The organism is Moorena sp. SIO4A5 (assembly GCF_010672005.1).
Lineage (GTDB): Bacteria > Cyanobacteriota > Cyanobacteriia > Cyanobacteriales > Coleofasciculaceae > Moorena.
Map to the genome: position 1 here is coordinate 1 of NZ_JAAHHZ010000251.1, position 6845 is coordinate 6845.

6 protein-coding genes are annotated in these 6845 nt (G+C 41.4%); 2 read left to right on the forward strand and 4 right to left on the reverse strand.

What is annotated here, in order from left to right; all coding sequences use genetic code 11:
* The first annotated feature begins 408 nt into the window (after positions 1–408).
* Together F6K57_RS33990 and F6K57_RS33995 are read left to right on the forward strand one after the other, a co-directional pair.
* Complete coding sequence (locus F6K57_RS33990) at positions 409–639, forward strand: helix-turn-helix transcriptional regulator (protein ID WP_293024917.1); 231 nt, start codon at positions 409–411, stop codon at positions 637–639.
* Positions 614–802: a hypothetical protein gene (locus F6K57_RS33995; protein ID WP_293024918.1), complete on the forward strand. Its 189-nt coding sequence runs from the start codon at positions 614–616 to the stop codon at positions 800–802. Before F6K57_RS33990 ends, F6K57_RS33995 begins: the two co-directional genes overlap by 26 nt.
* A gap of 75 nt (positions 803–877) precedes the next feature.
* Here F6K57_RS33995 and F6K57_RS34000 read toward each other — a convergent pair whose 3' ends face one another.
* The 4 genes from F6K57_RS34000 to F6K57_RS34015 form a co-directional block, all read right to left on the reverse strand.
* On the reverse strand, positions 878–1969 hold the full coding sequence (locus F6K57_RS34000; protein ID WP_293072337.1) for an endo-1,4-beta-xylanase: 1092 nt from the start codon (positions 1967–1969) through the stop codon (positions 878–880).
* 495 nt (positions 1970–2464) lie between these two features.
* On the reverse strand, positions 2465–3490 hold the full coding sequence (locus F6K57_RS34005; protein ID WP_293072338.1) for a glycosyltransferase family 4 protein: 1026 nt from the start codon (positions 3488–3490) through the stop codon (positions 2465–2467).
* Between the two features lie 138 nt (positions 3491–3628).
* Positions 3629–4558, reverse strand: coding sequence for a sulfotransferase (locus F6K57_RS34010; RefSeq protein ID WP_293072339.1), 930 nt, complete (start codon positions 4556–4558; stop codon positions 3629–3631).
* 176 nt (positions 4559–4734) lie between these two features.
* Positions 4735–5970, reverse strand: coding sequence for a glycosyltransferase (locus F6K57_RS34015; RefSeq protein ID WP_293072340.1), 1236 nt, complete (start codon positions 5968–5970; stop codon positions 4735–4737).
* Positions 5971–6845: the final 875 nt, after the last annotated feature.

Sequence of the window (6845 nt, forward strand, 5' to 3'; positions counted from 1 at the left end):
TAGTTGCGGGTTAGATTCCCCTGATCAGGTAAGTCTGCTGGTGTTGAAGCGGCTTACTTTCGATTGCGCGATGATTTGCCTCTAGCTTGGCATAGCTTCGGGAATATTAGCTGTTTGGTGCAAACATTTTACAGAAAATTTATCTACGGTATGGTTAGTGGTAAGCTATTTTACTGAACTAGCTAATAACCCTATGTGATAGAGCCAAACTGCTTGCTGCTGTCTGGCAAACAAGAAAAGGGCAGAAAACAAAGTTAACTGCCCTATTTTAATTAGGGCTTACGCAATTTAGCCATCGACACACGACATGTAGGTTTTAGAGGGTAACTATAAAACTACATGTAGAGTTCATCCGCAAGCCCTATTTAAGCAAAGCGTTCAAGTTTTCTTGAACAAAAACAATTTATTATGAAAAGCCAAGAAGATCAACCTCTTACCCTGGTACAACTCAGGGAAAATGCCAATCTGACTCAAATGAAATTAGCTATTGCTGTTGGTGTCAGCATTACGACGATTAGTGACTGGGAAAATGGCAAAGCCGAACCACGCTTAAAGCACGTCAGGCTCCTGGTTGAAATACTGGGTTGTTCTTTCGAGGACCTTTCTCAAGCCTTTGAGCAAGCAAAACGTCGTTCGTAAAGCGATGCAGGGTGGTAAAAGGGAGCCAGTGCGGTCAAAGGGAGCCAGTGCGGTCTTGGAGGTCCCCCAAGACCCCGCTGTATCTCTACTCCCTACTCCCTACTCCCTACTCCCATTAACCCAGGACTTTCTACCTCACCCAATTGAGAACTGCTATATATAAACATAAGCGTGAAAATGAACCATTAACCCAATTGATATCTCAGCTGAAAGTTAATTTCCCCAAAGGTCTAATGATTCAACGCTTAGGAGCATTATCAAAAGCACGAGCGATCGCATTCCAGGCTAACTTGGGCTTGAAATCTGCATCCAGAGGTAGAGGTCGCACTGGGGCACCATCTGAGCGGGGATGGAAGCTACTTAAGTATGTGTAGCGATCGCTAAATCCCCAGGTCACTACTGCAATAACTGCTGGCTCATCAAGTACCACAGACAGATAATCTTCATAAGCTTGAGCCACCATGCGATCGCGTACAGTCACATCCTTTGGTAAATTGTCATCTCTGACATCTAGTTCAGTAATCAAGATTTTAAAACCCATACTCGCCACATCCCGGAGAAATTTCCGCAGGCTTTGGGGGTTAATCCGTTTATTCCCTCGCAAGTGAGCCTGGATTCCCAGGGCATGACAGGGGGTTCCCTGAGACTTCAACCCCTCTAGTAGCTTCAAGACAGCCCTACGCTTGGCTTGCTCTTCTCTCGATTCATAACTCAGTCCATACTCGTTGTAGAGTAACATTGCCTTGGGGTCAGCAACAGCCGCAATGCGAAAGGCTAGGTCAATGTATTTCGGACCTAAAAATTTTAACCATGGCGTTTTGCGTAAACCATCTGCCCGTCCTTGGAAGGTAGCGATCGCTTCATTAACAACATCCCAGGAGTGCATTTGTCCAGCATAACGCCCAGCCACTGTCTTTATATGTCTGACCAAGAACTGTTGAGCGTTTTGGCGGTTTACTGTCTCCTCAAACCAAGGGGGTAACGAGATGTGCCAAACTAGGGTATGTCCCCGAAACAACAATCCATTAGTCTGGGCAAAGTTTGCCATCCAATCCCCAGCCGTAAAGTCAAACTGATGGGGGTGAGGGCACAGGGGAGGGGAAGAAGGAGTAGAAATAAACCACTTGAGTCCCCATCCGGGAACCAGCATGGCACACTCTTGAGCAAAACGGGTGGCTAAGGCTGGGTTTGAGGATAAGTCTGGGAATCGACTCTCGGCTCCATAAATTAATCCTTTTGCCGCCGCACGCTCTTTTAAAGAAGCTCCTTGAGCTACTGCAAAGTCTCGCTTCGGGTCATCAATAGCTTGAATTTGGTGACTATGTATCATAGATTGACACCTTGTCAGAGGGCCTACACTGGCTAAGCTACCTAAACCCAGTAATAATTCACGTCGTCCAATCATTAACTTGTTTTTACTCCTAGAAACCATCACGTAATATGCTTAGCTTTAATTATTTCAGCCATTTATCCCTGAGGGGGTGACAAAATAGCAGAAAAAGCTTATTTGGGAAAAAATGCCGGTATTTCTGGTAAAAAAATATCGGTTTAGTTATCTCAATAAGACCAATAAAAATGATCAGCTTACCGTAAGCATATGCGCTACTTGAGGTGCTACTTGAGGTGTCAAAGGCCACGCTACGGGAATAGCCACGCTACTTGAGGTGCTTTCAGCTTATGCTTACGGTTTTAAACCCATTTTTTTTACCCCAAAAAACTAATTGATGTAGTGAGGTAGCGCACGAATTGTGCAGGCATCAATAAATTGATGATTCTGGTTCAGCTATTGCAATTTCTTCCTTCTTTTTCTGGAGTAGCTGGCAATTTAATTGTAGGCATTAATCGTTTGATTGGCTAGTTCTTGCCAATCAAACGCCTCTAGAGGAGCTTGTTCTGGACGGGGAGTGTTTAATGCCCAATCTAAAGCTTTTTCAATGTCATAATCAGTAATTTCTCCTGTATAGGTATAGACCCATTCTTCACCAACTTGCTCTTGAACTTCAGGGAGAGCGCCAATTTTAGGAACTAATATGGGTCGGTTAAAAGAGAGGGCTAAGAAAGCACTACCAGAGTTTAAAATCTCGCGGTAGGGCAAAATAACTAAGTCAGCAGCACTGAAGTACCATTGCATATGGTCTTGGGGTATGAAATCTAGGTTGATTCGCACTCGTTGATCTAGGGCGGATTCCCTTTCAATTTCTGCTGCTAATTCAGTAAATTCTGGACTACCCACAATGTAGAGTATGGCTTCTGAGTCAAACAACTTTCGGAAAACTCGAATCAATTGAGGAGCATTTTTGTAAGGTCTAATTCTGCCAAACAAAAGCAATACTTTCGCCGAATTGGTAATTCCTAGGTAATTGCGAGCTTCTTGAGAACTGACTTGATTCGGATACTGCCCTCGGTAGTGACCATGGGGTACTACAAAACCTGGAATATTCTTTAACTGAGGGAAGCGCTCTTGGGCAGCTTTCATCCCAGTTTTGCTAAGGTTAATGTAACCATCCAACTGTCTTGTAAAGACTTTCCAGAACCAAGCCTCTAGTTGCGGGTAAAGCTGTTCATGAGAGGCTAAGTTGTGTACTGTCCAGACAATTTTTGTTCCCCGCCAGCGAGCCAAAATCATCAAGAATAATAGAGCTAATGTTTTTGCGATCGCTCTGAAGAAGTTAGGTTCATTTAAGTTTCGTTCTGGCCAGTGCCGATGCCAGATAGAATAATGATTTATCAGCAATTTTTTAGGAGAAAACTCATGGACATCAACCCCCAAAGTAGCCAGGTGGGTGTAAACTAGCCAGGTATAAGGGTTTTTGTCACGATCTTTAAAGGCTGGTTGAGCAATAATTTTCATATTTCACCTACTCCATTGAGCTTTGGTTAACTTTAGAGCTGCCGTTACTTTCACGCTACTACCTAAACCTTGAAATCCAGGACCAGTCAAGGTGTCTACCGCAAACTACTTCATAGCTTTAAAAAAACGTAAACATTCTCAGGTTTCTAGTGACCAGAATTGATCAGACTGATAAAACGGTAGATCGAATATTTTAACATAATTACGCACAACATCGACTTCAGATTGGGTCATCGTTTGTTTCCATTTATTTATTTGTTGGTTGCTTATACGTACCTTGGAATAACGACCAGGTATATTGTTAGTTGAACTCTGGAGTACATGCTTTTCTACCCGCCTATTCCATGGCAATTCAAACTGCTCAAATAGCTGTTTGAACTTACCAATAGGGTCTAAGCATAAGTCCTCATAAAAGACCAATAACCATTCAGGATTTCGAGACAATGCATCGGCTACAACACGATGTCTTGCTGCCCAGATAGCTGCAAATATTTCTATTGGCGTTTTTGCTGCCTCTATCACTGAGCGGTAGGGTTCGAGATGATCTTCAAATAAGCTAGATTGATGTAATAAAGTATCTCGCGAAAGCTCAGCAGGAGTTTCTTTGTTAATTTCTGATAATACGGTAGGGCAAGGATGTCGAACAATTACCAATAGTTTGGGATTGTAGCGCTTGAAAACCCACTCGATGGACATCAGAGATGCTACATCTTTCACGATGATTTGATAATTAGGCAGTGCTCTAGCCCAAAAACCTCGGTACCAACCGCCTCCAAAAGGTAGACCTTTGAAGACATTATCAAAAGCATTTTCAAGCAAGTCATCTCGCTCACCAGGTCGTGTATATTGGAACCATGTGTCCATGTTACCTTTTCCAGTAATAGCTGGATTACATGGCTCGTAGTAGTATATAGCACGATTTGCGGTGGACAATGTTTTCCCGACCCAACTTGTACCGCTGCGACCATGACCTAAAATCAAAATTGGGCGTTTGCCAACTTGCCAGTGATTCAAAAACCACGAGGTAAGATAGTAGCTGGTCTTAGTAATTAAACGTTGTTTTTTCATTTATATTTTACTGAATTTACATTTAATATTTTTATTGATTGTAAATCAAACAAAACAATTAATTAGGGGTGTAATTTTTTAAATATAACCATCAAAATTATCTAAAACTATGCTAACTAAAAGTTAATCCACACTAAACACTAAAATAGTCTGAAAAATATCAAAATTTAGCTATATCAAGATTTAGATCGAGCTAACTGGTTATACTTTGAAAGTGAAACCAGAGAATCTATTTCCGAAATCACGCCTTCTATTGCTTTAGAACCAAACAATTCCTCAAGCACACCTGGATTAACATTATCCCTGACAGGATGGGACAAAAATCGGATAATTGCTTCTGCAAAGGATGACTTATCCACAGCAATTTCAAAGTAGTGATGAACCTCTTCTGGTAGACCTGCTATTCCCTGTGGTGTGGAAACAATCGCTCTACCAGAAACCAGCATTTCTAGGGACTTTATACTAACGCCACTCCCAGCGGAAACTGGATTAATGAGAACCCGCCCCGACTTGTATACTTCTGCAGAAGACACTGGATTTATTTTCAGATCAACTTCTGGAGTTTCCTCACATAGCTGCCTAACGTGCTGGACAGGATTTGAACCCGCTATTAAAACAGTAAATGTTGGTAACGCCAAACGTATTATAGGCATAACTTGGGTAATAAACCAGATTATTCCCGCTACATTGTTGTCCGAAAAGAGGTTACCCAAAAAAACGATATCATAGACAGGATGGGTGCTTAGTTTATCTCTGGATATTGCTTCCCTATTCTCTTCAGTAAACTCAATCAGAGGTGCTAAGTAGCGACCATTTTTCAATCCTTGACTTCTCCAAAAATTTAGGTCATCTAGGGATATATCGTAAAATAAAGTACTCTTTTTTAGTAAATTTGTTTCATAATTTGCCAAGTTAGACAATGATAAATATCGTTTGAGCTTGTTGAACCCTTTGGCAGACGCAAGTTTTCGCTTATAGTACAAATGCTCGATATTGTGAGAGCGAATAACCAGCAGCCGATTCAAGTGTTGACTTAACTGACTTGCTACTTCTCCACCGTGAATACCATCTAGGAAGATGACATCAGGATTAAACGCAGCCACATCAGACAGTAATAGCTTGAATTCTTTACCTCTGACAATTCTAGATGTCACTTCCAAAGGATACTTGAGTAAGTCAATTATCCGCCGAATAAAAGAGCCGAGTGTCCTTGGAAACTTTATCAAAAAAACTTGCTTGGCATACTTCCTAATTTCCAGGACTTCCTCTGGTTTTGGAGTATGGCTACACCAGCAGATAACTTGTAGCTCAGTCCCTAAATTAGAGAAAGCTTTTATCCTTCGCCACATGTCTAATCGCGCCCCATGGATGGGCGGATAGGGAATATCATGGCATACTAATGTAATCTTCATAATACGGCTACTCTTACTCTCAGTTGTTTGCTGCTATAGAATTAATCATGATAATTATCAGCACTGACTTGTAATTATTCAATAACCTAGATGTTCCATAAATTATGCATATTTAAAATGTATAATATCACTATATTATCAATAATAGTTATCCAAAGTTACTACAAGTTACTACTTTATATTGACTAGATATATCTAGAACACTATTTAAATACAGCTTAATTTTTTAAGCAATATCAAACGCTTTGAGTAGTTCAGATTTTTGAAAAGATATGAATCGTAAATCTGTCGGCAATATCCCCCTTTGTATTCATCGGATCAATATAATAGTCAGGGGTTGGAAGCGATGCAGCGCGGTCTTGGGGAGGCAGCGCGGTCTTGGGGGTCTCCCCCATGAGCGACTGCCGTGGTTTCCACGGGGCTTACAAGGTGCGGACGCAGGTTCCGCACACAGCCCCTCCCCATGAGCGACTGCATCAAGAATTGAGGAATTTTGGTGATGCTAGTCATACACTATAAATACTGTAGGGTCACTGGACGAACTACTTGATCAAGAGGAGTAGGCAAAGTCTTGTAGACTAAGTATTTACCTAACTCCTACCTGCCATAGTAGGGCGGTCTAGTTGATCACTGGCTATCTTTGATTCCTTACGAGATTTGTCAAAAGTACGAGCAATAGCATTTCACCCAGACTTTAGTTAAAAGTCCGAGGTAGGAATTAAAAGCAAGCCAACGTGCTGATTGGCTTTGCCAGAGACTTATTGCTAGCTCTAGTTGATTCTAAGAGAATATCCGTAAAAATTATGTAAAGCTTTATTAAAGAAAGTGAAATTTCATCCTAAGTAACAGCAAATTTTTTGTAAAAATCAGCCAAG